Source organism: Streptomyces sp. NPDC059695 (assembly GCF_042733785.1).
In the GTDB taxonomy this organism is placed as follows: domain Bacteria; phylum Actinomycetota; class Actinomycetes; order Streptomycetales; family Streptomycetaceae; genus Streptomyces.
The window spans coordinates 1-23,787 of record NZ_JBHWFF010000013.1 but is presented as its reverse complement, the minus strand read 5'-3'; the positions used below and the strand labels follow the sequence as shown (position 1 = coordinate 23,787).

The window sequence follows — 23,787 nt, the reverse complement described above, 5'->3', positions numbered from 1 at the left end:
GTATGCCCGTTTGATCTGGAGAATGTCCAGCCTTTTGAGTGGCTAGCCGTCCTGAGCCTTGCCACCCGTACGAGTGGACCCCGCCGACGCACCCGCCTTGACCCCGTCCTTTCCGGAGGACGGCGTCTCGAAAGACTCCAACGCCTCCAGGACGTCCTGGACACGGGAGATCTCCGCATTGATGTCCTTGCGACGCCGCGTCAGCGTCTCCAGCTCGCGCTGTCCTTCCGCGACCGTCTTCTCGGCCTCGGCGGCGGCCTCCGCGCGGATCCGCTCGGCCTCGGCCTTGATGGCCTCGGCCTCGGCGATCAGCGAGGCCTTCTTCAGCCCGGCTTCCTTCAGGAGCCCGTCCGCCTTGCGGACCGCGGCGATCCGGACCTTGCTCGCCTCCGAACTCGCTTCGGAGACCAGCTCCTTCGCCTTCTCCTCCGCTTCGGCGCGCTGCTCGGTCGCGGCCTTCACCAGCTTGTCGACGCGCTCGCCGGCCGTCTTCATCTGCTCCGACGTCTCGCGCCGCGCCCGCTCGTGCAGCTCCTCGATCTCGCCCTCGATCCGGCCCCGCAGCTCCTCGGCCCGCTCCCTTATGGCGGTCGCGTCGCTGCGCGCCCCCACCAGGAGCTCGTCCGCGTCCGTGCGGGCCTTCTCCACCAGCGAGTTGCCCTCGACGGTCGCCTCGGCGACGATCCGCTCGGCCTCCTTGCGGGCCGCGCCGACCATCGTGTCCGCCTGCGACTCGGCCTCCGTGGTGGCGCGCAGCGCCTCCTCCTGGGCCTTGGCGACCAGCTGGTCGGCCTGCTCGGCCGCGTCGGAACGCTTCCGCGCCCCGGCCTCCCGGGCGTCGTCGAGGGTCCGGTCGGCCTCCTGGCGGGCCTCCGCGCGCATCTGCTCGGCCGCGGCCGCGGCGTCGGCCTTGACCCGCTCCGACTCGGTACGGATCCGCTCGGCGTCCCGCAGGGCCTCGGCGATCGCCTCGGCGCCCTCGGCACGCAGCCGCTCGGCCTCCTCCGAGGCCGCGCCGACGGTCCGGCCCGCCTCGGCACGGGCGTCCGCGCCGACCGAATCGGCCAGCTCGGCCGCCTCGTTCACGATCCGCTCGGCCTCGGCGTTCGCCTCGCCGACGAGGGCGTCGGCCTGTTCGGCCGCGTCCGTGCGGCGCTTGTCGGCGGCCTTGCGCGCCTCGTCCAGGATCTGGTCGGCATCGGCCAGCGCGGCGTTGCGCAGGGCCTGCGCGTGCGCCTCGCCGTCGGCCTTGACCTGTTCGGCCTCGGCGCGCAGGCGCTGGGCGTCCTGCTCGGTCGTCTCCATGAGCTCGACCGCCTCGGCGGTGAGCCGCTCGGCTTCGGAGGTGGCCTCGCCGATGAGGGTGTCGGCCTGTTCGGCGGCGTCGGTGCGGCGCTTGTCGGCGGCCTTGCGGGCCTCGTCGAGGATCTGCTCGCCCTCGGCGCGGGCCTCCGCGCGCAGCGCCTCCGCCTGCGCCTCGCCGTCGGCCCTGACCTGCTCGGCCTCGGCGCGCAGCGCGGTGGCCTCGGCGGTGAGCCGCTCGGCCTCCGCCGTCGCCTCGCCGACGAGGGTGTCGGCCTGTTCGGCGGCGTCGGAGCGGCGCTTGTCCGCGGCCTTGCGGGCCTCGTCCAGGACCTGCTCCGCCTCGGCGCCGATCCGGTCGGCCTCGGCACGCGCCTCGCCGACCGTCGACTCGGCGCGCTCGGCGGCCTCCGAACGGATCCGGTTGGCGTCGTCCCGGGCGTCGGCACGCGTGCGGGACGCGTCCTGCTCCGCCGAGGCGAGCGAGTCCGTCACCTCGGTCCGTACCCGCTGCGCGTACTCGGCGGTGTCCGACCGCAGCTTCTCGGCCTCGGCGAGCGCGTCCGTGACCGTCCGCTCCGCCAGCGCCTTCGCGGCCTCCGACTCCTCCTGGGCACGCTCCCGCGTGCGTACGGCGTCCTCGGACGCCCGCTCCCGCTCCTCGTACGCGTCGGCGCGGACCCGGTCCGCCTCCTCCTGCGCCTCGGTCCGCGTCCGCTCGGCCGCGTGCTCGGCGGCACTGCGCAGCCCGGCGATCTCCTCCTCGGCCTGCTCGCGCAGCCCGGCCACCGAGTCCCGCAGCTCCTGGGCGGCTCGCGAGGCCGCGGTGACCATCTCGGTCGCCCGCGTGTCCGCCTCCTCGACCAGGCGCTGCGCCTCGGCCTGCGCCTCCTCGACGCGCTTGCGCGCCGCGGCGAGGAGCTCCTCGGACTGCTCGCGGGCGTGCTCGCGCTCCCGGCCCGCCTGGGAGCGGGCCGCGTCGAGGGTCTCCTCGGCCTCCCGGCGGCGCCGGACGGCCTCCTCTTGCGCGGCGGCCAGCGCCTCGGCGGCCTCGGCGGCCACCCGCTCGGCGGCCGCCGCGGCCTCGGCCCGCACCCGGTCGGCGGTCTCCTGGGCCTCCGACCTCAGGCGCTCGGCCTCCTCGGAGGCCTCGGTGCGCAGCCGTACGGCCGCGGACTCGGCCTCGGTGCGCGTGCTGGACGCGTCCGAAGCGGCCTCGGCGCGCAGCCGCTCGGCCTCCTGCTCGGCCTGTTCCCGGAGCGTACGGATCCGCTCGGCGGCATCGGTCCGCTGCCGCTCCGCCTCGTCGGCGGCCTCGCGCCGGATCCGCTCGCCCTCGGCGCGGGCGTCGCTGAGCTCCTCGCCGGCCGCGGCGACCTTCGCCTCGGCGTCGGTGTGCAGCCGGGTCAGCTCCCCGGCGGCCTCCTCGCGGCGGGCCTCGGCGGCCCGCTCGGCGTCCGCGCGCAGCCCGGCGGCGGCCTCCTCGGCCGCGCGCTTCACCGACTCGGCCTGCTCCTCGGCCTCGGCGCGCAGCCGCTCGGCCTCGGCGCGGGTACGCTCCAGGGTCTCCTCGGCCTGGGTCCGGAGCGTCTGGGCGCGCTCCATCGCCTCCGACTTGACCCGCTCGCTCTCGGCACCGGCCTTGGTGCGCTGCTCCTCGGCGTCGGTACGGGCCTTGGTGAGGAGCTCCTCGGCGGTCCTGGCCGCCTCCTCGATCTGCTGGAGGGCCTCGCGGCGGGCCTCGCCGCGGATCCGCTCGCCCTCGTCGACGGCCTCGGCGCGCAGCGCCTCGGCCTCGCCGCGGAGCCGGCGGGCCTCCTCCTGGAGCTCGACCGTCTTGGCGCGGTACTCCTTGGTGTCGTCCTTCGCGGAGCCGAGCAGTTCGTCGGCCTGCTCGCCGGCCTCGGCGCGCAGCCGGTCGGCCTCGGTCTCGGCCTCGCGGCGGACCCGCTCGGCCTCCTCGGAGGCCTTGCGGGTGGTCTCCCGGGCGTCCTCGGACGCCTTGGTGAGGATCTCCTCGGCGTTGCGGGCGGCCTTGGCGAGCGCGGCGGCGGAGTCCTCGGCTGCGGCCGTGACGGCCTTCTCGGAGGCCTCGGTGACGAGCTTCTCGGCCTCGGCGGTGGCCTCGCGGAGCTTCTCCTCGGCCTCGGCCTTGAGCGCCTCGGCCTCCTTGGTGGCCTCGCCGACGAGGCGGGCGATCTCCGCCTTGGCGGTGCGGGTGCGCTGCTCGTTGACCGACTCGGCGTTGGCGAGCTGCCTGGCCGCGGTCTCCTTGGCCTCGCCGAGGGTCTTCTCGGCCTCGGCGCGGGCGACCCGGAGCTTCTCCTCGGCCTCCTGCAGGCGCTGTTCGGCGGCGCGGGAGAGCTCGGTGGCCTGGCGGCGGGCCTGGTCGGTCTCGGCGGCGGTGCTGGAGCGGAGCTGCTCGGCGTGGGTGGCGGCCTCCTGCGCCTGGCTGGAGGCGGTGCCGATGAGCCGCTCGGCGTCCTTGCGGGCGCGCAGCAGAATCGCTTCGGCCTCGGCCCGGGCGGACTCCGCCTCGGCGCCGGCCCGGCGGCTGGTCTCCTCGGCGAGCCGGGTGGCCTCGGCGCGGGCGGCGGCGAGCGACTGCTCGGTCTCCGCGCGGGACTCCTCCATCAGGCGGCGGGCCTGGGACTCCGTGCGCGCGCGCAGCTGTTCGGCCCAGGCCACGTTCTCGTTGACGTGCGCCTCGACGGTCTGGCGGCGCTCGTTGAGCTCCTGGTCGAGCTGCTGGCGGCGCTGGACGGCCTCGTTGTGCAGTTCGGCCTGGAGCCTGGCCTGGTGCTCGGCGTGCTCCTGGAGGATGCGCTGGGTCTGGGCGCGGGCCTCGCGCAGCTCGCGCTCGGCGTCCTGGCGGAGCTGCTCGGCCTGCGCCTGCGCGTTCCGCAGCATCTGCTCGGCCTGGTAGCCGATGTCCGCGCTGTCGTACGCGGGCCGGGACGCGATGGTGCGGCGCGCCTCGTGGAGCTTGGCGCGCAAGACCTCGACCTGGTACCCGAGGTCCTCGGCGTGCTGGACGGCCTTCTCGCGTTCGGTCTTCAGCCGGTCCATCTCGGCTTCGAACCTGGCGAGATGGTCGTCTTCAGCTCGGTGGCTCTCCTGGCGTTCGTAGCCCCGCACTGCGCGGTCCCATCCTTCCCCGAGCTCTTCGAGCAGGGGAGACCCCAACCCTGGTCGCAACTCCAACGAGCACGCCCTCAAGGCCGAGGACGGCCCCCGGGGAATCGTGGCAGATCGGACGACCCCGACATCCCGACTTCGATGCCGCACGGGGCGGCCCCGACCGGCCCCGGCCCGGAGTCGCCCACTCTACCGGGCCAGGAATCCGGAGGTCAGTGCTCCGCTGAGGAGTGGTCAGCGGACGGCTCGGCCGAGGTGACCAGTTCGGTGAGGACGCCGTGGCAGTCCTTGGGGTGGAGGAAGGTGATCCGGGAGCCCATGGAGCCGGTCCGCGGCTCGTCGTAGAGGACCCGGACGCCCTTGCCGCGGATGGCCTCGGCGTCCCCGTCGACGTCCGCGGTGCCGAAGGCGATGTGGTGCACGCCCTCGCCGTTCTTGGCGAGCCACTTGCCCACCGCCGAATCCTCCCGGGTCGGCTCCAGGAGCTGGAGGTACGAGGCCCCGCCGTCGTCGGTGGCGTTGATCCTGAGCATGGCCTCGCGGACGCCCTGCTCCTCGTTGACCTCGGAGTGGTAGACCTCGAAGCCGTACGTGGCACGGTAGAACTCGACGGTCCTGTCCAGGTCGAAACAGGCGATCCCGATGTGGTCGATACGCGTCAGCATGCCTCCAGTGCACCGCTGGAAGGGTGGTTACGCAACGTGCGCGCGATCACACCATCGGGCCGGTGACCGCGCGCGGCGCCGCTCAGTACATTGGCGGTAAACCCTCGTTCACTCCTCATCCCAAGGGGCCGTGCCTCATGTCTGGAACGACCGGTACCACCTCAGTGATCGTCGCGGGCGCCCGCACGCCCATGGGTCGCCTGCTCGGCTCGCTCAAGTCCTTCTCGGGCGCCGACCTCGGCGGCTTCGCCATCAAGGCCGCCCTGGACCGGGCCGGCATCGGCGGCGACCAGGTGCAGTACGTGATCATGGGCCAGGTGCTCCAGGCGGGCGCCGGGCAGATCCCCGCCCGCCAGGCCGCCGTCAAGGCCGGCATCCCGATGAACGTCCCCGCGCTCACCATCAACAAGGTGTGCCTCTCGGGTCTCGACGCCATCGCGCTCGCCGACCAGCTGATCCGCGCCGGCGAGTTCGACGTGGTCGTCGCCGGCGGCCAGGAGTCCATGACGAACGCCCCGCACCTGCTGCCGAAGTCCCGCGAGGGCTTCAAGTACGGCGCCATCGAGATGCTCGACGCGATGGCGTACGACGGCCTCACCGACGCCTTCGAGGGCATCGCCATGGGCGAGTCCACGGAGAAGCACAACACCCGCCTGGGCATCCGGCGCCCCGAGCAGGACGAGATCGCCGCGCTCTCGCACCAGCGCGCCGCCGCCGCCCAGAAGAACGGCATCTTCGAGGCCGAGATCACCCCGGTCGAGATCCCGCAGCGCAAGGGCGACCCGGTGATCTTCTCGAAGGACGAGGGCATCCGCGCGGAGACCACCGCCGAGTCCCTCGGCAAGCTCCGCCCGGCCTTCGCCAAGGACGGCACCATCACCGCCGGCACCTCCTCGCAGATCTCCGACGGCGCCGCCGCCGTGGTCGTGATGAGCAAGGCCAAGGCGGAGGAGCTCGGCCTGGAGTGGATCGCCGAGATCGGCGCCCACGGCAACGTCGCGGGCCCGGACAACTCGCTCCAGTCGCAGCCGTCCAACGCGATCCTGCACGCCCTCGGGAAGGAGGGCCTGGGCGTCGGCGACCTCGACCTGATCGAGATCAACGAGGCCTTCGCCGCGGTCGCCGTCCAGTCAATGAAGGACCTCGGCGTTACCCCCGAGAAGGTGAACGTCAACGGCGGCGCGATCGCCCTCGGCCACCCCATCGGCATGTCCGGCGCCCGTGTCGTGCTCCACCTCGCCCTGGAGCTCAAGCGGCGCGGCGGCGGCATCGGCGCGGCCGCGCTGTGCGGCGGCGGCGGCCAGGGCGACGCGCTGATCGTGCGCGTCCCCGGCAACGGCAAGTAAGCACCCGCCCCAGGCAAGGAGCAGCGCAGATGGTGGACGTCCCCGAACTCGTCGCCCAGGCACGGGAGGGCAGGCCGCGGGCCGTGGCCCGGCTGATCTCGCTGGTGGAGGGGGCGTCCCCGCAGCTGCGCGAGGTCATGGCGGCGCTCGCGCCGCTCACCGGCGGCGCGTACGTGGTGGGCCTGACGGGCTCGCCGGGCGTGGGCAAGTCCACGTCGACGTCCGCGCTGGTCTCCGCGTACCGCAGGGCGGGCAGGCGGGTCGGCGTCCTGGCCGTCGACCCGTCCTCGCCGTTCAGCGGGGGAGCGCTCCTCGGTGACCGGGTCCGGATGTCGGAGCACGCCTCCGACCCGGGGGTCTACATCCGCTCCATGGCCACCCGCGGCCACCTGGGCGGGCTCGCCTGGTCCGCCCCGCAGGCCATCCGCGTCCTGGACGCGGCCGGCTGCGAGGTGATCCTGGTGGAGACCGTGGGCGTCGGGCAGTCGGAGGTCGAGATCGCCTCCCAGGCCGACACCTCGGTGGTGCTCCTCGCGCCGGGCATGGGTGACGGGATCCAGGCCGCCAAGGCGGGCATCCTGGAGATCGGCGACCTGTACGTGGTGAACAAGGCCGACCGGGACGGCGCGGACGCCACCGCCCGGGAGCTCAACCACATGCTGGGCCTGGGCGAGGCGCGGGGCCCCGGCGACTGGCGGCCGCCGATCGTCAAGACGGTCGCGGCGCGCGGCGAGGGCATCGACGAGGTCGTGGAGGCCCTGGAGAAGCACCGGGCGTGGATGGAGGAGCACGGGGTCCTGGCGGAGCGCCGCCGGGCCCGTGCCGCGCGCGAGGTGGAGACCATCGCGGTGACGGCCCTGCGCGAGCGCATCGGCGACCTGCACGGCGACCGGCGTCTCGACGCGCTCGCCGAGCGGATCACGGCGGGCGCCCTCGACCCGTACGCGGCCGCGGACGAGTTGGTCGCGAGCCTGACCGGAAACTGATCCCCGGTACGGACGAAGGGCCCCTCCGGTGACCGGAGGGGCCCTTCGCGTTCTCTGTCAGGTCAGGGCTTGCCGCGGCGGCCGCGGAGCTGCTCGGCGATCGGCTTCAGGGACTCGTGGAGGTCGCCGAGGGCCTCGCCGCTGAGCTGGTCGATGAAGTGCCTGCGCACCGAGTCGACGTGGTGCGGGGCGACCTTGCGCATGGTCTCCATGCCGTCGTCCGTCAGCACGGCGTACAGCCCGCGCCGGTCGGACTCGCAGTTCTCGCGGCGTACGAGACCGGCGTTCTCCATGCGGGTGATCTGGTGGGAGAGCCGGCTCTTCGACTGGAGGGTGGCGGCGGCGAGGTCGCTCATGCGCAGCCGCCGTTCCGGCGACTCCGAGAGGTTCACCAGGATCTCGTAGTCGTTCATCGTCAGGCCGAAGGGCTGGAGGTCCCGCTCCAGCTGGTACGTCAGCATTCTCTGGACGTCCAGGAACGTGCGCCAGGCGCACTGCTCGCCGTCGGTGAGCCAGGGGGTGGCCGTCTCGGTGTCCATGTATGGATTCTACCTAAGAAGTTGAATACTTGACGAAGTAGGGGAGTGTGACGCCGCGCACCGCGCCGGGCGCCCCCGTGCGCAACCGGCTCAGACGTTCGAGGCCGTCACACTCCGCAGACTACCGGCTACAGGCCGAAGCGACGCTGGAGGTCACCGAGCTGGCCGGGAAGGCGCGGTACCGCGCCCAGCGGCCCCTGGCCGGAACCAGGCGCCCCGTGCGCGCCCGGGACACCCGCCTGCGCGGGCGGCGCGCCGGCCGCCCGCTCCGCCATCAGCAGCTCCGTCGACTGCAGCAGTACCGTACCCGCGCCGACGAACTCGAACTGGTGCTCCTCGCCCGAGGTGCCGCCGATGCCCGTCAGCGCGCGGACGCCGCCCATCACGCCCGTCATGTAGCCGTGGTCGTAGTGGTGGCAGGGCGAGGGGCAGTCCGCCCAGCCGACCAGCGCCTGCGGGTCCACCCGCATCGGCGGCTCCATGAAGACCACCGGGCCGTTCGACGCCGCCACGAACTTGCCCGTGCCGATCAGCGTCACGAAGCCCGGCACGATCGACTGCTTCAGCGCCAGCGTCGGCTGGTAGGCCAGCAGGTTCCCCGAGCGGATCGTCAGGTTGCCCTCGTCCAGGTCGTACGAGTTCACGTCGAAGGCCCGGTCCGCGAGCAGCATCTTTCCGCTGCCCTCGGCCACCACCCAGTCGCTCGCGTGCAGAGGCGAGTGGAAGGACGTCCGCACCAGCCGGTCGAGCCGGCCGTGCCCGATGCCGTTGAACTCGATCCGCCCGTAGTAGGCGATCATCTTCCCCTTCTGCAGGAACCACTGGGAGCCCTTGAGCTCCACGCAGAAGGTGTACGGATTGACGTTGTCGTCCGACGGCAGGGAGTGCGGGTCGTGGATGACAGGGGTGCTCACAGCTTCTCCTCCGAGGCCTGGACGTACACCGCGCCGCTGCCGCTCAGCTCCAGCTGGAAGGCCTCGCCCGAGCCGCGCCCCACCATGTCGCGCCAGCCGAGCGCCGTGGAGAGCTTGTTCCGCACGTCGCCGTGGTGCGCCACGTACGCCTGCGGGTCGACGTGGACCGGGCGCCCCGGGGTGATCGGCAGCTCGATGACACCGCCGTGCGCCATCACGGCCACCGAGCCGTGGCCCTTCAGCGTCGTGGTGAAGAGGCCCTGGCCGGTCACCTGGCCGCGGACCATGCCCATGACCCCGCCCTGCGAGCCCATGAACATCGTGCCCTGCTCCAGGGTCCCGTCGAAGGCGAGCAGCCGGTCGGCCTCGACGTAGAGCGTGTCGCCCGTCAGCGCGATCACCTGGATGTGGTGTCCGCCGTGCCCGAACATCACCGTGCCGTTGCCCTCGACGGTCATCAGCGGCGTCGCCTCGCCGGCCACCCGGCGGCCGATCATCGACATCAGGCCGCCCTGGCCGCCCGCCACGTTCGGCGTGAAAGCGACGTCGCCGCGGTACGCGAGCATCGCGCCGCGCTGGCTGAACATCCGCTGCCCGGGGACGACGGTCGCCTCGACCATCTTCGAGTTGACCTCGCGGAACGGCATCAGACATCGCCTCCGATCGTGTTCCGCTCGCTCGGCTGGACGTACACGAGGCCGTCGCCCTCGAAGCGGATCTGGAAGGCCTCGCCGCCGCCCTCGCCCATGAGGGTGCGGAAGGTCACCCCGGACTGGAAGTGCTGCTGGAGGTTGCCCTGGTGGGCGATGTACGCGCCCGGGTCGACCTGGAGCGGGTACTGCGGGGTCACCCGCAGCACCACCGCCGGGCCGTCCGACATGATCGCCGCCTGGCCCGTGCCCTCGACGGTCGTGGTGAAGAGACCGTTGCCGGTGGCGCCGCCGCGCAGCCCCGTGAAGGTCGTGCCGGTGCGCAGCCCCGCGTCGGTGCAGAGCAGATTGCTCGCCTCGACCCAGAGCTTGTCGCCGTGCAGCGACACGAGGTTGATCTCGGAGGCCCGGTCGGCGAACCAGCAGGTCCCCTGGCCGCGTACCTCCATCACCTCCATCTGCTCACCCGTGAGCCGGCGGGTGACCATGCCGCGCAGGCCCTCACCGCCGCCGCTCATCTTCTTGAACGCCATCTGGCCGTCGTAGGCGACCATCGAGCCGTTCTTCGCCTTGACGGCGTCGCCGGTCATGGAGACGGCGAGCACCTTGCTGCCCTGGAGTCGGAACGTTGCCACCCGAGGAAGGTACTGGGCCCCCGGCTAAAGAGACAGCAAAGTCGCCGTGCACAATGGACGGGCCCTTGTGCATCCGTTCACAAGATCGAACGAAGGTGACCCCCTCCGTGGACATCAAGACCGCTTCCTCCCTCCATCGGCTCCGGCTCGTCTCCGCGCCGGAGGCCGTCTCGTTCCTGCTCCTGCTGGTCTGCTCGGTGCTCAAGCGGACGACGGACTTCAACGCGGTGCCGGTGATGGGCGCGATCCACGGCATCCTCTTCGTCCTGTACGTCCTCTTCTGGCTGGACGCCTGGAACCGCACCAAGTGGAGCTTCACGACCGCCGCCCTCTACTTCGTCCTCTCGGTGCTGCCCTTCGGCGGCTTCTACGCCGAGCGGAAGCTGAAGCGCGAGGCCCAGGACGCGGTGACCGCCTCCCGCCTCCGCGCCGAGCAGGCCCAGGGCGCGGTGAAGGCATGATCGTCGCGTTCTCCGTGACCCCCCTGGGCGTGGGGGAGGAGGTCGGCGAGTACGTGGCCGACGCCGTCCGGGTCGTCCGCGAGTCCGGGCTCCCGAACCGCACCGACGCCATGTTCACCTCCGTCGAGGGCGAGTGGGACGAGGTCATGGACGTCGTGAAGCGCGCCGTCGCCGCCGTCGAGGCCCGCGCGCCGCGCGTCTCGGTGGTCATGAAGGCCGACATCCGCCCGGGTGTGACGGACGGCCTGACCTCGAAGGTCGAGACGGTGGAGCGCCACCTCGGGGCCTGAGGCCCCGCCCGCGCACCACGAAGCCCCCGGTCCTGGATCCAGGACCGGGGGTTTCTTCGCGCCCGGTGGTTGAGCGACTGCTCAACATCGGCTAGGTTCCCTCCCGAGGCAGTTTTGAGCAGTCGCTCAAAAAGCCGGATGAGCTGGGGGAGCGGCCATGGGTCTCTACATCGAGACACGGATACGCGCGGACCTGGAGACCCTCTGGGAACGCACCCAGGAACCCGACCGCCACCAGCGGTGGGACCTGCGGTTCACGGAGATCTCGTACCTTCCGCGCACCGAGGGCGGCCCCCGGCACTTCCGCTACGCGACCCGCGTCCTGCCCTTCCTGACCGTCGCCGGCACCGGTGTCTCCGCGGGGGAGCGCCACCGGGCCGGCGGCGACCGGGTCTCCGCCCTCCGGTTCGCCTCGCCGCACCCGCTCTCGCTCCTCGCCGAGGGCAGCGGCTACTGGCGCTACGTCCCGGCCCCCGACGGCGTCCGCTTCCTCACCGGCTACGACTACCGGCCCCGCTGGGGCCGCGCCGGCCGGACCGCCGACCGGCTCCTCCTCCGTCCCCTCATGGGCTGGGCCACCGCCTGGTCCTTCGACCGGCTCCGGCTCTGGTGCGAGCGGGGCATCACCCCCGAGCGCTCCCGCGACCGCTGGCTCCTCGAAGCCGCCGCCCGGATCCTGCTCGTGGCCCTGCCCTGGCTCGCCACCCTCCTGCCGCTCGGACCCGCGTCGTTCGCCGCCCTCCCGCTCACGGTCCTCGGGCTCGCCGCCGCCGTCCTCGTACCGCCGTCCTCCCGCGCCCCCGCGGCCCGGCGCTGTCTGCGCACCTCGCCCGCCCGCCACCGCGAGCCCCGGCTCCTCGCCACCCTGGAGCGGACGTGACCTCGATCTTCCGCACCGCGATGGGGGACGCCGCGTTCGAACGGCTGCACCCCGAGCTCCAGCGGCGCTTCTCGGTCGGGCTCGCGAGCGGGGAGCTGTCCGTCGGACGCGGCGTCATGGACCGCATCTGGCACGGCCCGGCCTTCGTGAAGCCCTTCCTCGCGCTCGGCGGCCTGCGGAACGTCCTGCTGCCCCGCACCGGCCGCGACGTCCCCTTCACCATCGAGAACGTCCCGTACCTCGACTCGTACGGGCGGGAGACCGTCACCTTCGTCCGCACCTTCGCCCTGCCCGGCGGCCCCCGGCGCTTCGACGCCACCATGGTCCACAGCCCCGAGCGCGCCTGCGTCCTCGACTACCTGGGCACCCACCAGCACCTCGCGAGCGACCTGCACCCGACCGCCGAACCCGACGGCTCGCTCCTCATCACCTCCGGGGAACACCGCTTCCGCGAGGGCCCCCTCGACGTGCGCGTCCCCGAACTCGTCGGCGCCCGGGCCGAGGTGCGCGAGTCCTTCGACGAGCGCGCCGGCCGCTTCCGTATCGACGTCAGGGTGGTCAACCGGTACGTCGGGCCGCTCTTCGGCTACCGGGGGTCCTTCACCGCCACCTACGCCGACGTACGCTCCCACGGGGTGCGCGCCGGGCTGCGCCCCGTGCGCGAGGAGGTACGGGCATGAGCGGGCGGGCCGCGGAGGACGAGAAGGCGCGGGACGCCAGGAGCCGGGAGACCCGCGAGAAGCTCCTCGACGGAGCGCTGCGCACCCTCGCCGAACAGGGCATCGCCAAGACCTCCGCGCGCGCGATCGCGACCACCGCCGGGGTCAACCAGGCCCTCGTCTTCTACCACTTCGGCTCCGTCGACGAACTGCTCTCCGCCGCCTGCCGGCACGGCGCCGAGCGGCGGGTGGCCCGCCACCGGGAGCGGCTGGGCTCCGTCACCAGCCTCTCCGAACTCCTCGCCTTCGGGCGCGCGATGCACGCCGAGGAGCGGGACGCCGGGCACGTCGCCGTCCTGGGGCAGCTGCTCGCCGGTGCCCAGACCCACCCGGGGCTCGCCCCGGCCACCGCCGCCGGGCTCGACCTGTGGATCGCCGAGATCGAGCGGGTGCTCGTCCGCGTCCTCGCCGGGACCCCGCTCGCCGGCTTCACCGACCCCGCCGGGCTCGCCCGCGCGGTCGCCGCCTCCTTCGTCGGGCTCGAACTCTACGAAGGGGTCGACCCGGCGGGCGCGGAGGCCGCGCTCACCGCGCTCGAACAGCTCGGCGCGCTGATGGCCGCGGTCGAGGAGCTGAACCCGGTGGCGCGGAAGGCCGTCACGTACACCCTGCGACGCCGGCTGGACGCCTGAGGGTCATCCCGGGTCCGGCTGCGACAGCGCGATGCCCAGCGGCGTCCGCTCGTACAGCACCTGGTGGCCGTAGCGCCGCGAGGTCAGGAGCCCCGCGTCCCGCAGCACCGACAGGTGCGAGGAGACGGACGAGGGGGCCCGGCCGAGGAGATGCGCGAGCGCCGTGGTCCCCAGGGGCTCGGCCAGGGCGCACAGCACGCCTGCCCGCACCGGGCCGAGCAGCCGGGCCAGCGCCTCCGGGGTGCGGTCCCCGGCCTCCGACCACAGGCCGCCGATCCCGCGCACCGGGTAGACCACCGTCGGCTGCCAGGGCGGATCGAAGCCGCTCACCACGTCGGGCCAGGTGAACACCGACGGCATCAGCACGAGGCCCTGCCCGTCCAGCGGCCGGTCGTGCTCCCCGGGGTAGTCCACCCGGAGCGTGGCCGTCTCCGCCGCCCAGTCGAAGGCCGGATGCAGCTCGCCCAGGACCCGTTCGAGCCCGCCCTCCGCGAGCCGCCGCGAGTGGTACGCCACGTCCGCCTCCAGGAGCGCGCGCAGCCGGGGCCAGTCAGGTGCGATCAGGGCCCCCCAGGCGGCGTGGAGCAGATCGCACAGGCGCTCCACGGCCCCGGCGGGATCGGCGAGCATCCGGCGCCCCTCCGCCGTGTCCGCGGCCCCCGGCGTCTCGGCGAGCGCCCGCTCGAAGTCGTCCCTGGCGAGCCCAGGATCGATCTCCCGTACGGCGGCGATCTCCTCCTCGAAGGAGGCGGCGGGGCCGAGCGGCGGCGGATAGAGGAAGTCCGGGTTGTGCCCGCGCAGCGGCATCAGCAGCTGGAGCGGCGCGAGGTCGACCTCGCGCGCGGCGTCCGCGATCCGCCGCATCCACGGCAGGTGGTAGCCCTGCTTGGAGGGCCGCGCGAGGACCCGCACGGCGGAGTGCGTCTCCCAGAGCGGCGAGATCGCGAACCGGATCCGCAGCGGGTCGGCCTCGCCGAAGCGCAGGTGGTACGGCACGGGCCCTCCGGGGCTGCGACGGAACATTCGGCTGAAGCCGAAAGTCTAGGGCGGTGCGTGCGCTCCGGGCACGCTGCCGCCATGCCCGAGAACGACACCCGGGCGCCGTCCCCGGCGCCCGCGCCCACCCCTGCCCAGGGGCCGGGCGCCCCGCCGGGGTCCGCGCCCGCCACCACCGCTCGCGGGGCCGCGCCCGCTGCCTCCGCTCCTGGGGCCGCACCCGCCGTCGGCGCCGATGCCGCGCCCGCCCCGCCCGCCACCACCACCGCTTCCGGGGCCGCCCCCGCCCCGGCCGCCCCCGCACCGTCCGCGTCCCCGCCACCCGCGCCCGCGTCCCCCGCCCCCGGCTACCGCGCCGTCTTCGCCGTGCGGGAGTTCCGGATCGTCTTCGTGGCGCATCTGTTCTCGCTGCTCGGGGTCGTCGTCAGCGAGCTCGCGCTCACCGTTCTCGTCTACGACCTGACGCGGTCCCCGCTCCTCTCCTCCCTCACCTTCGCGCTCGGGTTCCTCCCCTACCTCCTCGGCGGCACCCTCCTCGCCGGGCTCACCGACCGGTTCCCGCCCCGGCGGATCCTCGTCGTCTGCGACCTCGTCTGCGCCGGCTGCGTCGCCGTCATGGCCGCGCCCGCCACCCCCGTCGCGGTCCTGCTCGTCCTGCGCTGCGCCATCGCCGTCGTCTCGCCCGTCTTCAACGGCACCCGCATGGCGACCCTCGCCGACATCCTCGGCGAGGGCGACCTCTTCGTCCTCGGGCGCTCGCTGCTGCGGATCGTGTCGCAGAGCGCGCTGCTCACCGGCTTCGCCGCCGGCGGCGTCCTCCTCACCGTCGTCCCGCCCCGCGGCGCCCTCGTCGTCACGGCCACCACCTTCCTCGTCTCGGCGCTGCTGCTGCGCCTCGGGACCGCCCGCCGTCCCGCCCGGGCGGGAGCCGGGGCGAGCGGGCTCTCCGGGACCTGGGCCGTGCTGCGGAACCGCCGCGTGCGGGCCCTGATGGTGATGTTCTGGGTGCCGCCGCTCTTCGCCGTCGTCCCCGAGGCGCTCGCCGCCCCCTACGCCGACGAGATCGGCGTCTCCACCGCCGCCCTCGGCCTCCTCATGTGCGCCCTGCCCGTCGGCACCATCGCGGGCGAGCTCTTCGCCGGGTCGTTCCTGTCCGCCGCGACCCGCTCCCGGATCGTCCTGCCGCTCGCCGTCACCGGCGTCCTGCCGTACCTCCTGTACGCCCCCCGGCCCGGCGTCGCCCTCGCGGCCGTGGCCCTCTTCCTGGCCGGCGCCACCGGCGCGTACACCCTCGGTCTCGACGCCTGGTTCGTCACCGCCGTCCCCGAGGAGCAGCGGGGGAGGGCCATGACCCTGATGACCGCGGGCATGATGACCGTCCAGGGCGCCGGCATGGCCGGGGCCGGGATCGCCGCCGAGTTCGCCCCCGTCCACACGGTCGTCGCGGGCACCGGCGTCCTCGGCACCCTCTGCCTCCTCGCCGCCGCCGCCGAGCTGCGGGCGGCGGAGCCGCAGGCGGCCGGGCGCCGCGACCGAAAGGCGAGACGGGGCTGACCGGCATATGACCAGTCGGTATGGTCGACGGGTGCCGAAGCCGCTCAGTCTCCCCTTCGACCCCATCGCCCGAGCCGACGAACTCTGGCAGAAGCGCTGGGGCCCGGTCCCCTCGATGGCCGCGATCACCTCGATCATGCGCGCCCACCAGATCCTCCTCGCGGAGGTCGACGCGGTCGTCAAGCCGTACGGGCTGACCTTCGCGCGGTACGAGGCCCTGGTCCTGCTCACCTTCTCGAAGGCGGGCGAGCTGCCGATGTCCAAGATCGGCGAGCGGCTGATGGTCCACCCCACCTCGGTGACGAACACGGTGGACCGCCTGGTGAGGTCGGGTCTCGTGGACAAGCGCCCCAACCCCAACGACGGGCGCGGCACCCTCGCCTCGATCACGGACAAGGGCCGCGAGGTGGTCGAGGCCGCGACCCGCGACCTGATGGAGATGGACTTCGGCCTCGGCGCGTACGACGCCGAGGAGTGCGGGGAGATCTTCGCGATGCTGCGCCCGCTGCGGGTCTCCGCGCACGACTTCGACGAGGGCTGAACCGGAACCGAACCCCCGCGAAGATCGCCCGGAACGTGCCGTTACGCTCGGAGCCATGAAATCCAGCGTGCTGACCCGCTACCGCGTCATGGCGTACGTGACCGCCGTCATGCTGCTCGTGCTGTGCACCTGCATGGTCTTCAAGTACGGGTTCGAGATGGGCGAGGACGTGACCTTCGCGGTCTCCCAGGCCCACGGCGTCCTCTACATCATCTACCTGGTCTTCGCCTTCGACCTGGGCTCCAAGGCCAAGTGGCCGTTCGGCAGGCTCCTGTGGGTGCTGCTCTCCGGGACCATCCCCTTCGCCGCCTTCTTCGTCGAGCGCAAGGTCGTCCGCGACACGCTGCCGCTGGTCAGCGGCGTGCGCCCGGAGCCGGTCAAGGTCTGAGGACTCACCCCCGCACTGATGTGCGGGGGTTTCCCATCGACATTTACTAGGACGTCCTAGTAAATTCGAAGCATGGACGCTGACGCCATCGAGGAAGGCCGCCGTCGCTGGCAGGCCCGTTACGACAAGGCCCGCAAGCGGGACGCCGACTTCACCACGCTCTCCGGCGACGCCGTCGAGCCGGTCTACGGGCCCCGGCCCGGCGACACCTACGAGGGGTTCGAGCGCATCGGCTGGCCCGGTGAGTACCCCTTCACCCGGGGCCTGCACCCGACCGGCTACCGCGGCCGGACCTGGACCATCCGCCAGTTCGCCGGCTTCGGCAACGCCGAGCAGACCAACGAGCGGTACAAGATGATCCTGGCCGCCGGCGGCGGCGGCCTCTCCGTCGCCTTCGACATGCCGACCCTCATGGGCCGCGACTCCGACGACCCCCGCGCCCTCGGCGAGGTCGGCCACTGCGGCGTCGCCATCGACTCCGCCGCCGACATGGAGGTCCTCTTCAAGGACATCCCCCTCGGCGACGTCACCACGTCCATGACGATCTCCGGCCCCGCCGTCCCGGCCTTCTGCATGTACCTGGTCGCCGCCGAGCGCCAGGGCGTCGACCCGGGCGTCCTCAACGGCACGCTCCAGACCGACATCTTCAAGGAGTACATCGCGCAGAAGGAGTGGCTCTTCGAGCCCGAGCCCCACCTGCGCCTCATCGGCGACCTGATGGAGCACTGCGCGGCGAACATCCCCGCGTACAAGCCGCTCTCCGTCTCCGGCTACCACATCCGCGAGGCCGGCGCGACGGCCGCGCAGGAGCTCGCGTACACCCTCGCCGACGGCTTCGGCTACGTGGAGCTCGGTCTCTCCCGCGGCCTCGACGTCGACGTCTTCGCCCCCGGCCTCTCCTTCTTCTTCGACGCCCACCTCGACTTCTTCGAGGAGATCGCCAAGTTCCGCGCCGCCCGCCGCATCTGGGCCCGCTGGATGAAGGAGGTGTACGGCGCGAAGACCGACAAGGCGCAGTGGCTCCGCTTCCACACCCAGACCGCCGGCGTCTCCCTCACCGCCCAGCAGCCGTACAACAACGTCGTACGGACCGCGGTCGAGGCCCTCTCCGCCGTCCTCGGCGGCACCAACTCGCTCCACACCAACGCCCTCGACGAGACCCTCGCGCTCCCCAGCGAGCAGGCCGCCGAGATCGCGCTCCGCACCCAGCAGGTCCTCATGGAGGAGACCGGCGTCGCCAACGTCGCCGACCCGCTGGGCGGCTCCTGGTACGTCGAGCAGCTCACCGACCGCATCGAGGCCGACGCCGAGAAGATCTTCGACCAGATCAAGGAGCGCGGCCGCCGCGCCCACCCGGACGGCCGGCACCCGATCGGACCGATCACGTCCGGCATCCTGCGCGGCATCGAGGACGGCTGGTTCACCGGCGAGATCGCCGAGTCCGCCTTCCAGTACCAGCGCTCCCTGGAGAAGGGCGACAAGCGGGTCGTCGGCGTCAACGTGCACCACGGCTCCGTCACCGGCGACCTGGAGATCCTGCGGGTCAGCCACGAGGTCGAGTGGGAGCAGGTCCGCGTCCTCGGCGAGCGCAAGGGCCGCCGTGACGACGCCAAGGTCCGCGCCTCGATCGACGCGATGCTGGCCGCCGCCCGCGACGGCTCCAACATGATCGCCCCGATGCTGGAGGCCGTACGGGCCGAGGCCACGCTCGGCGAGATCTGCAACGCCCTGCGCGACGAGTGGGGCGTCTACACGGAGCCCCCGGGCTTCTAGGCACCCGTACGACGACGGGGGCGGTACGGGACTTCCCGTACCGCCCCCGTCCTCGTCTCAGGCCCCCGCCGTCGCCACCGCCCCCAGGCCGCCCACCAGGAGCGCGGAGAGCCGGGCCACCCACGGCGCGTCGACCGGCTCGGCGCTGACCAGCGCCCGGTGCACGACCGCGCCCGCGATGACGTCGAAGATCAGGTCGTCGGTGGCGTCCGCGGTCGACGGGTCACGGCCCGGCGGGAGTTCGCCGCGCAGCTGCGCGCGCTCACGGCCCGCCAGGACCAGCCGCTTCTGGCGGTCGACTATGGAGGCGCGGATGCGCTCGCGCAGCGGCTCGTCCCGGGTGGACTCGGCCACCACCGCCATCAGGGCGGTCTTCGTCTCGGGCCGTTCGAGGAGGGCCGCGAACTGGAGCACGACGTGTTCGATGTCGGCCTGCAGGGAACCCAGGTCGGGCAGTTCGAGTTCGTCGAAGAGGACGGCGACCGCGTCCACGACGAGCTCGTTCTTGTTGGCCCAGCGGCGGTACAGCGTCGTCTTCGCCACCCCGGCGCGGCCGGCCACGTCCCCCATCGTCAGCTTGGACCAGCCCAGCTCGACCAGGGCCGCGCGGGTCGCCTCCAGGATGGCCGTGTCGGCCTCGGTGGAGCGGGGGCGCCCGGTACGGCTGCTGCGGGGGGTGGAACGGCGGCACATCGACGACATGGAAAGCGACCATACCCGCCGGTAGGTACACCGCCAGAGGTCGGTGATGTGAGGCAGTTCACCGCCCCGATCGCGCTCGCGCCCTCCCGCCGGATCCTCACCTGGAGTTACGCTACGACCCGTAGCGAAAGGCATTGAGCGGCCTGAGCGACAACCGCAGTGCCGGGTGGGGACCCGGCACGACAGAAGGTATCGGGTGGGGACCCGGTGCCGACGCAGACGAAGAACCGTGTCGTCCGCACGCCTCGCACACCGGCGGGAGGCGCCCGGACGGCACGGTTCAGCCATGGACTTACCGGTTACGCGCGCGGAAGGGGGAGGATGTAGCCATGCAGCCCCGAAACATGTCCATGAGCGGCGTCGTCGACCTAGCCGCGGTGAAGGCGGCCGGAGAGGCCAAGGCGAAGGCGGAGCAGGTGCGCGCCGAAGCCGTGCGGCAGGGTGGTTCCGCCGCCGTGCCCCCGTCGGCCCTGGTGATCGACGTCGACGAGGCCGGCTTCGAGCGCGATGTGCTCCAGCGCTCCGCCGAGGTTCCGGTCGTCCTCGACTTCTGGGCCGAGTGGTGCGAGCCCTGCAAGCAGCTCGGCCCCCTCCTGGAGCGTCTCGCCGTCGAGTACAACGGCCGCTTCCTGCTCGCGAAGATCGACGTCGACGCCAACCAGATGCTGATGCAGCAGTTCGGCATCCAGGGAATTCCGGCCGTTTTCGCGGTGGTCGCCGGTCAGGCCCTGCCGCTCTTCCAGGGCGCGGTGCCCGAGGCGCAGATCCGGGAGACCCTCGACCAGCTCATCCAGGTCGGCGAGGAGCGCTTCGGTCTCACCGGCATCGCCGTGGACGCGGACGCCGACGCCTCGGCTCCCGCCGAGCGGCCGGCCGGCCCGTACGACGCCCTCCTCGAAGCGGCCATGTCCGCGCTCGACGCGGGTGATCTTGCGGGCGCCGTCCAGGCGTACAAGAACGTGCTCGCCGACGACCCGGCCCACCCGGAGGCCAAGCTCGGCCTGGCCCAGGCCGAACTGCTCACCCGGGTGCAGGATCTGGACCCCGGCGCCGTGCGCAGGAGCGCGGCGGACAACCCGGCCGATGTCACCGCGCAGATCGCGGCCGCCGACCTCGACCTCGTGGGCGGCCACGTGCAGGACGCCTTCGGCCGTCTCGTGGAGACCGTGCGCCGCACGGCGGGCGAGGACCGGAACGCGGCGCGGCTGCGGCTCCTGGAGCTGTTCGAGGTGATCGGCTCCGACGACCCGCGCGTGACGGCGGCCCGGCAGGCCCTGGCCCGGGTGCTGTTCTAGCTCCCCGGGTGTGCCGGATCGTCCGACGATTTGGCAGCAGGGTGACAAAACGCGGCCGCGCTTTACCAAAACTTGGTAATCGCGGCCGCTGTTACTTGCAGTAAATCGAACCCGTCGTTCTGTCCTGATTCATCAGATGATCTCCTGACATTCCCTGTCGCTCGAACGCACCCAGCGTGCCCGTTCGGTCCCGTCCCGCCATGACGTGGTTATCCACCCGTTACTAGCCAGTAACGAACCCCCTTGTGCGGGGGCCCGGAATGGACCACGATCGGCCACGCTCGGTCCGAACCGCACCACCCCGGCAACCAACCGGGTCCGCGGCGAGGGTCCCCACCGAGTGGACCGGTGTTCCGGCACCGGTCGCGGACAGGGGGGTTCCCGCTCTCATCGAACGGGGCCTGTCCACATCAGGCCGTGTCCGATGGCGCGGCCCATGGTTGTCGCTCGGGGGTGATCGCCGGTGATTCGGACGCGCAACGCGCCGCCTGATGCCTCGGCGCTCTCCTTCCCGAGGACGTAGCTCTTCTCCCATCCCAGGGTGGCCCCCCGGGGGTCCCTTCGGAGATGTACGTCCGAGAAGGAGGAATTCTCATGAAGTCCCAGGTTCGTGGCGGGACCAGATGGAAGCGGTTCGCCGTCGTCATGGTCCCGAGCGTGGCCGCGACGGCCGCGATCGGCGTCGGTCTGGCCCAGGGCGCGCTGGCCGCGTCCTTCAGCATTTCCGGCCAGGAGTTCAAGGTCTCGGCCCAGAGTCTCGTGGGCACTGACTTCGTCCAGTACGGCAGCGTGGACGCGGGCAAGGACCTCGAGGGCAAGGACTTCGCCGCCCCGGTGGCCGTGTCCGGCTTCTCCGAGGCCTGGATCACCAAGATGTGCCAGTCGGTCGTGACGCCGAAGGTGCCGTTCGTCGGTGACGTCACCCTCCGCCTGACGGCCGGCACCGACGCCGCCACGTCCGGCAAGGACGAGGACAAGGTCTACGCGAAGGGCATCTACCTCGATGTCTCCGAGCTCAAGGCCGACGCCGTGTTCGACAACATCGACATCGGCGTCGCGGCCGGCCAGCTCAACGTGGGCCCCGACGGCAAGCCGGTTCCGGGCAAGCCGGGCATCCAGCCCAACACCAAGGCCAACCCGTACGGCTTCGGTCAGCGCGCCCAGAAGGCCACGCTGAACAACGTGCAGCAGAAGGCCTGGGCGACCACGGCCGGCACCTTCAAGCTCCCCGACCTGCACCTGTCCCTGTCCAGGGGCACGGCGGACGAGTGCTACTAGGACCGGCCGGTCCCTGAGGACCGATCGTCCTGAGGGTGGGGCCGTCGCGTGCGGTCCCACCCACCAGGTTCCTTCTCTTCTTCTTTCTCAGCAACACCGCTTCCAGGGAGCTGTTCCATGAGCGCCGAGTACCCCGCCTCCCGCGAAGTCCCCAAGAAGGCGAACCGGTTCAAGGTCTGGCGACAGTCCCGGCCCTTCTGGGCAGGCCTGTTCACCATGATCGGCGGCGTACCGATCGCCTACCTCCCCTACGGGGACATGCGGCTCGGCAACGTGACCCTCGCCATGCAGACGACCGCCGGAGCCGGAGCGCTGATCATCGGCGTCCTGCTCATCACGCTCGGACTGACGATGTGGTTCCAGCCCGTCGTCCGGGTCTTCGCGGGCGTCGCGGCGATCGTCCTGGCACTTGTCTCCATCCCGGTGTCGAACTTCGGTGGCCTGGTCATCGGATTCCTCTTCGCCCTCATCGGAGGTGCCATGTCCGCCTCCTGGGCGCCCGCGCCCCCGGTCGAGGAGACCGAGGACGCACAGCACGACGGTCGGCCGGAGGCCTCCTACGAGGCCGGTGCGGAGCCCGAGACGGAGGTCGTGCCGGCGGCCCTGGTCCCGGAGCAGCGCGAGGCGGAGCACCAGGCGACCGAAACGACGACCGACGCCAACGGCGGGAGGAACAGTGCGGGGTGACGAGAATCAGTCGGCACTCGCGAAGGAGGGCCCGCGGCACGCGGCCCCGCGCAAGTCGCTGCTGAACAGGATCCAGGGCCCGGCCGGGAAGGCGATGGCGCTGGCCGCCATGCCGACCGCGGTGTTCGTGGGCATGGGCCTGACGCCCAGACTCGCCCTCGCGGACGACAAGGACATCCCCTTCGCCCCCGGGCCCTGCGTGACGCGCTCGGACGAGCCGACACCGGAGGCCTCGGAGACGCCGAAGCCGGAGGAGAGCACCAAGCCCACCGCCACGGCGAGCCCGACGGACACCCCGTCGGCGACCGCGACGCCGTCCGCCACCGTGACGCCGTCCGCGACCCCGACGCCCACCGCGACGGCGGGCGGACAGACGGCGGTGCCCCAGACGCAGGGGCAGGCGACGACCGCACCCGCGCCCGCGGCCACCCCCACGTCCACCCCCTCCCCGACGCAGTCCAAGAACCCGCTGGACCCGCTGGGCCTGGGCGACGCGCTGAAGGACCTCTTCGACGGCCCGGACAAGACGCCGACGGCCACGCCGACGACGGCGGCGCCGACGACGGCCGCCCCGACGCAGGCCCCCGCCGACAAGGCGCCGGCGACCGAGGCCCCGGCCCCGACCGCCACCGCGACCTCCAAGCCGAAGGCGAAGCCGGCGGAGGACCCGGACGCGGAGCGGACGAAGAAGGCGATCGAGAAGGCCGCCGCGGAGGCGGGCGCCAAGGTCGATGAGCTCCCCGAGAGCGCCAAGGGCCTCGACGCCAAGCAGGACACGGACATACCCGACGGGGCCAAGCCCCGGTTCCCGTGCCCCGAACTCGACGAGAAGGCGCTCGCCGACGCCCAGCTGGAGCCGGGCATCCCGCTGCTCCCGGACGAGCCGTGGCGCCTGGAGAGCTCGCTGCTCACGCTGAGCGGTCTGAAGTACCACGGCATCGTCGAGGTGAGGACCGGCAGCGGCAAGACCAAGAAGGTGCTGAAGTTCACCGCGTCCTCGGTGGACATCAAGGACCTGCACCAGATGACGGACCACTCCGAGGGGCGCACCGCCCACATCCGCTCGGCGAAGGGCTCGACCTCGACCATCCGCAACGGCACGGTGACGATGTACACGGAGGAGCTGAAGGGCAACCTCTTCGGCCTCATCCCGATCACCTTCGCCCCCGAGTCCCCGCCGCCCCTGGACGTCCCGTTCGCCTTCTTCACCAGCGTGAAGCTGAAGCAGGCGGGCCAGTTCGGCGGCACCCTCAAGGTCAAGGACCTGCGCAACACGATCGAGCCCAGCTGACCCCCGAACCACTCCGGGAGCCGCACACCGCCGTGGGGGGGGCGCCCGGGGGGGGGGGGGCGGGGCCGCGCGGGAGGGGGCGGGAGGCGCGGCGTGAGAGGAGCCGGGGGGCGGCGCGGCGGCGC

Annotated in this window: 23 protein-coding genes; 15 read left to right on the top strand and 8 right to left on the bottom strand. The window is 72.6% G+C overall.

Annotated elements, in window-relative coordinates; translation table 11 throughout:
* Positions 1-42: 42 nt before the first annotated feature.
* Both scy and mce read right to left on the bottom strand, forming a co-directional pair.
* Positions 43-4,440, bottom strand: coding sequence for a polarized growth protein Scy (gene scy, locus ACFV2S_RS17895; RefSeq protein ID WP_385559555.1), 4,398 nt, complete (start codon positions 4,438-4,440; stop codon positions 43-45).
* A 212-nt stretch (positions 4,441-4,652) separates the two neighbouring features.
* Positions 4,653-5,105 carry a methylmalonyl-CoA epimerase gene (gene mce, locus ACFV2S_RS17890; RefSeq protein WP_383796470.1) on the bottom strand — a complete coding sequence of 151 codons (453 nt, stop codon included), beginning with the start codon at positions 5,103-5,105 and terminating at the stop codon, positions 4,653-4,655.
* A 137-nt stretch (positions 5,106-5,242) separates the two neighbouring features.
* Between mce and ACFV2S_RS17885 the strand changes: the two genes are divergently transcribed.
* Together ACFV2S_RS17885 and meaB are read left to right on the top strand one after the other, a co-directional pair.
* Positions 5,243-6,451 carry an acetyl-CoA C-acetyltransferase gene (locus ACFV2S_RS17885; RefSeq protein ID WP_385559552.1) on the top strand — a complete coding sequence of 403 codons (1,209 nt, stop codon included), beginning with the start codon at positions 5,243-5,245 and terminating at the stop codon, positions 6,449-6,451.
* A gap of 29 nt (positions 6,452-6,480) precedes the next feature.
* On the top strand, positions 6,481-7,437 hold the full coding sequence (gene meaB, locus ACFV2S_RS17880) for a methylmalonyl Co-A mutase-associated GTPase MeaB (protein ID WP_385559549.1): 957 nt from the start codon (positions 6,481-6,483) through the stop codon (positions 7,435-7,437).
* Positions 7,438-7,499: 62 nt separating this feature from the next.
* On the opposite strand, the gene ACFV2S_RS17875 is transcribed toward meaB, so the two are convergent.
* The 4 genes from ACFV2S_RS17875 to ACFV2S_RS17860 form a co-directional block, all read right to left on the bottom strand.
* On the bottom strand, positions 7,500-7,976 hold the full coding sequence (locus ACFV2S_RS17875) for a MarR family winged helix-turn-helix transcriptional regulator (RefSeq protein WP_385559546.1): 477 nt from the start codon (positions 7,974-7,976) through the stop codon (positions 7,500-7,502).
* A gap of 128 nt (positions 7,977-8,104) precedes the next feature.
* Positions 8,105-8,890, bottom strand: coding sequence for an AIM24 family protein (locus ACFV2S_RS17870; RefSeq protein ID WP_385559543.1), 786 nt, complete (start codon positions 8,888-8,890; stop codon positions 8,105-8,107).
* Positions 8,887-9,537 (bottom strand): AIM24 family protein, encoded by a 651-nt coding sequence (locus ACFV2S_RS17865; protein WP_385559540.1) that lies wholly within the window; start codon positions 9,535-9,537, stop codon positions 8,887-8,889. Before ACFV2S_RS17865 ends, ACFV2S_RS17870 begins: the two co-directional genes overlap by 4 nt.
* The gene (locus tag ACFV2S_RS17860; RefSeq protein WP_041662875.1) at positions 9,537-10,175 is read right to left on the bottom strand and encodes an AIM24 family protein; all 639 of its coding nucleotides are present in this window, start codon (positions 10,173-10,175) and stop codon (positions 9,537-9,539) included. The genes ACFV2S_RS17865 and ACFV2S_RS17860 overlap by 1 nt, the downstream gene beginning before the upstream one ends.
* A gap of 107 nt (positions 10,176-10,282) precedes the next feature.
* On the opposite strand from ACFV2S_RS17860, the gene ACFV2S_RS17855 reads away from it, so the two are divergent.
* The 5 genes from ACFV2S_RS17855 (at position 10,283) to ACFV2S_RS17835 (ending at position 13,157) form a co-directional block, all read left to right on the top strand.
* Positions 10,283-10,636 (top strand): DUF3817 domain-containing protein, encoded by a 354-nt coding sequence (locus ACFV2S_RS17855; protein ID WP_383800392.1) that lies wholly within the window; start codon positions 10,283-10,285, stop codon positions 10,634-10,636.
* Positions 10,633-10,926, top strand: a complete 294-nt coding sequence (locus ACFV2S_RS17850; protein WP_073808485.1) for an MTH1187 family thiamine-binding protein — start codon at positions 10,633-10,635, stop codon at positions 10,924-10,926. Before ACFV2S_RS17855 ends, ACFV2S_RS17850 begins: the two co-directional genes overlap by 4 nt.
* Before the next feature lie 157 nt (positions 10,927-11,083).
* Complete coding sequence (locus ACFV2S_RS17845) at positions 11,084-11,806, top strand: hypothetical protein (protein ID WP_385559535.1); 723 nt, start codon at positions 11,084-11,086, stop codon at positions 11,804-11,806.
* Positions 11,803-12,486, top strand: coding sequence for a DUF4166 domain-containing protein (locus ACFV2S_RS17840; protein ID WP_385559532.1), 684 nt, complete (start codon positions 11,803-11,805; stop codon positions 12,484-12,486). Before ACFV2S_RS17845 ends, ACFV2S_RS17840 begins: the two co-directional genes overlap by 4 nt.
* Positions 12,483-13,157: a TetR/AcrR family transcriptional regulator gene (locus ACFV2S_RS17835; protein WP_385559529.1), complete on the top strand. Its 675-nt coding sequence runs from the start codon at positions 12,483-12,485 to the stop codon at positions 13,155-13,157. The genes ACFV2S_RS17840 and ACFV2S_RS17835 overlap by 4 nt, the downstream gene beginning before the upstream one ends.
* A gap of 3 nt (positions 13,158-13,160) precedes the next feature.
* Here the strand turns inward: ACFV2S_RS17835 and ACFV2S_RS17830 are convergent, their stop codons facing one another.
* On the bottom strand, positions 13,161-14,153 hold the full coding sequence (locus ACFV2S_RS17830; protein WP_385559526.1) for a DUF5937 family protein: 993 nt from the start codon (positions 14,151-14,153) through the stop codon (positions 13,161-13,163).
* Positions 14,154-14,234: 81 nt separating this feature from the next.
* On the opposite strand from ACFV2S_RS17830, the gene ACFV2S_RS17825 reads away from it, so the two are divergent.
* The 4 genes from ACFV2S_RS17825 (at position 14,235) to ACFV2S_RS17810 (ending at position 18,409) form a co-directional block, all read left to right on the top strand.
* Entirely contained in the window at positions 14,235-15,707 is a 1,473-nt protein-coding gene (locus ACFV2S_RS17825) for an MFS transporter (RefSeq protein WP_385559523.1), read from the top strand.
* Between the two features lie 31 nt (positions 15,708-15,738).
* Positions 15,739-16,248, top strand: coding sequence for a MarR family winged helix-turn-helix transcriptional regulator (locus ACFV2S_RS17820; protein ID WP_383801548.1), 510 nt, complete (start codon positions 15,739-15,741; stop codon positions 16,246-16,248).
* 55 nt (positions 16,249-16,303) lie between these two features.
* Entirely contained in the window at positions 16,304-16,636 is a 333-nt protein-coding gene (locus ACFV2S_RS17815; protein WP_385559520.1) for a DUF3817 domain-containing protein, read from the top strand.
* A 72-nt stretch (positions 16,637-16,708) separates the two neighbouring features.
* Positions 16,709-18,409 (top strand): methylmalonyl-CoA mutase, encoded by a 1,701-nt coding sequence (locus tag ACFV2S_RS17810; RefSeq protein WP_385559517.1) that lies wholly within the window; start codon positions 16,709-16,711, stop codon positions 18,407-18,409.
* A 57-nt stretch (positions 18,410-18,466) separates the two neighbouring features.
* Here ACFV2S_RS17810 and ACFV2S_RS17805 read toward each other — a convergent pair whose 3' ends face one another.
* Positions 18,467-19,102 carry a TetR/AcrR family transcriptional regulator gene (locus ACFV2S_RS17805; RefSeq protein ID WP_385559956.1) on the bottom strand — a complete coding sequence of 212 codons (636 nt, stop codon included), beginning with the start codon at positions 19,100-19,102 and terminating at the stop codon, positions 18,467-18,469.
* A gap of 338 nt (positions 19,103-19,440) precedes the next feature.
* Here ACFV2S_RS17805 and ACFV2S_RS17800 point away from each other — a divergent pair, with 338 nt between their 5' ends.
* The 4 genes from ACFV2S_RS17800 to ACFV2S_RS17785 all read left to right on the top strand — a co-directional run bounded on the left by ACFV2S_RS17800 (position 19,441) and on the right by ACFV2S_RS17785 (position 23,662).
* A complete protein-coding gene (locus ACFV2S_RS17800) occupies positions 19,441-20,406 on the top strand; it encodes a tetratricopeptide repeat protein (RefSeq protein ID WP_385559514.1) in 966 nt (321 codons plus the stop codon).
* 594 nt (positions 20,407-21,000) lie between these two features.
* Positions 21,001-21,684 carry a DUF6230 family protein gene (locus tag ACFV2S_RS17795; RefSeq protein WP_385559511.1) on the top strand — a complete coding sequence of 228 codons (684 nt, stop codon included), beginning with the start codon at positions 21,001-21,003 and terminating at the stop codon, positions 21,682-21,684.
* 117 nt (positions 21,685-21,801) lie between these two features.
* Complete coding sequence (locus tag ACFV2S_RS17790; RefSeq protein WP_385559508.1) at positions 21,802-22,371, top strand: DUF6114 domain-containing protein; 570 nt, start codon at positions 21,802-21,804, stop codon at positions 22,369-22,371.
* Positions 22,361-23,662 carry a hypothetical protein gene (locus ACFV2S_RS17785; RefSeq protein ID WP_385559505.1) on the top strand — a complete coding sequence of 434 codons (1,302 nt, stop codon included), beginning with the start codon at positions 22,361-22,363 and terminating at the stop codon, positions 23,660-23,662. Before ACFV2S_RS17790 ends, ACFV2S_RS17785 begins: the two co-directional genes overlap by 11 nt.
* Positions 23,663-23,787 lie beyond the last annotated feature (125 nt).

Bases quoted from the DNA above. Each gene is read 5' to 3' on its own strand.
- mce (WP_383796470.1), bottom strand. From the start codon at position 5,105: ATGCTGACGCGTATCGACCACATCGGGATCGCCTGTTTCGACCTGGAC.
- ACFV2S_RS17885 (WP_385559552.1), top strand. From the start codon at position 5,243: ATGTCTGGAACGACCGGTACCACCTCAGTGATCGTCGCGGGCGCCCGC.
- meaB (WP_385559549.1), top strand. From the start codon at position 6,481: ATGGTGGACGTCCCCGAACTCGTCGCCCAGGCACGGGAGGGCAGGCCG.
- ACFV2S_RS17875 (WP_385559546.1), bottom strand. From the start codon at position 7,976: ATGGACACCGAGACGGCCACCCCCTGGCTCACCGACGGCGAGCAGTGC.
- ACFV2S_RS17865 (WP_385559540.1), bottom strand. From the start codon at position 9,537: ATGCCGTTCCGCGAGGTCAACTCGAAGATGGTCGAGGCGACCGTCGTC.
- ACFV2S_RS17850 (WP_073808485.1), top strand. From the start codon at position 10,633: ATGATCGTCGCGTTCTCCGTGACCCCCCTGGGCGTGGGGGAGGAGGTC.
- ACFV2S_RS17845 (WP_385559535.1), top strand. From the start codon at position 11,084: ATGGGTCTCTACATCGAGACACGGATACGCGCGGACCTGGAGACCCTC.
- ACFV2S_RS17835 (WP_385559529.1), top strand. From the start codon at position 12,483: ATGAGCGGGCGGGCCGCGGAGGACGAGAAGGCGCGGGACGCCAGGAGC.
- ACFV2S_RS17825 (WP_385559523.1), top strand. From the start codon at position 14,235: ATGCCCGAGAACGACACCCGGGCGCCGTCCCCGGCGCCCGCGCCCACC.
- ACFV2S_RS17815 (WP_385559520.1), top strand. From the start codon at position 16,304: ATGAAATCCAGCGTGCTGACCCGCTACCGCGTCATGGCGTACGTGACC.
- ACFV2S_RS17810 (WP_385559517.1), top strand. From the start codon at position 16,709: ATGGACGCTGACGCCATCGAGGAAGGCCGCCGTCGCTGGCAGGCCCGT.
- ACFV2S_RS17805 (WP_385559956.1), bottom strand. From the start codon at position 19,102: ATGTGCCGCCGTTCCACCCCCCGCAGCAGCCGTACCGGGCGCCCCCGC.
- ACFV2S_RS17800 (WP_385559514.1), top strand. From the start codon at position 19,441: ATGCAGCCCCGAAACATGTCCATGAGCGGCGTCGTCGACCTAGCCGCG.
- ACFV2S_RS17795 (WP_385559511.1), top strand. From the start codon at position 21,001: ATGAAGTCCCAGGTTCGTGGCGGGACCAGATGGAAGCGGTTCGCCGTC.
- ACFV2S_RS17790 (WP_385559508.1), top strand. From the start codon at position 21,802: ATGAGCGCCGAGTACCCCGCCTCCCGCGAAGTCCCCAAGAAGGCGAAC.